This window comes from Rhodosalinus halophilus, assembly GCF_003298775.1.
GTDB lineage: Bacteria > Pseudomonadota > Alphaproteobacteria > Rhodobacterales > Rhodobacteraceae > Rhodosalinus > Rhodosalinus halophilus.
In genome coordinates this window covers 1-298 of the sequence record NZ_QNTQ01000062.1, presented here as the reverse complement: position 1 = coordinate 298, position 298 = coordinate 1, and the positions used below count along the sequence as shown (strand labels likewise).

1 protein-coding gene is annotated in these 298 nt (G+C 68.1%); it reads right to left on the bottom strand.

Going from position 1 to position 298, the window contains the following annotated elements; genetic code table 11:
• On the bottom strand, window positions 1–298 hold a 298-nt coding region (locus DRV85_RS19625; RefSeq protein WP_233495599.1), incomplete at both ends, for a hypothetical protein.

Below are 298 nucleotides of genomic sequence, written 5' to 3'. Positions count from 1 at the left end.
GCGGGCGGTCCGGGCGCGATGGCCGGCGCCTTGCGGGCGATAGGTCACCTCCGCGGAGGAGTGTGACATTTGGCTATTGTAGAGATCCCTATAATAGCAGTTTGTCACACTCCTCGACCGATCCTGCCGGGCGGCGGCCGCCGTAGACCACAGCTCCGGAAAGCAGGCCGCCATGTCGGCGGCGTTCCCGAGCACGATGCCGCTGAGCGCCATCAGGTCGCGCCGGGTCGGGCGGAGATCGGACCACGGCACCAGCGCGTCCACGGTGACCGGCAGGACGACGTCCGTGAGCAGATCG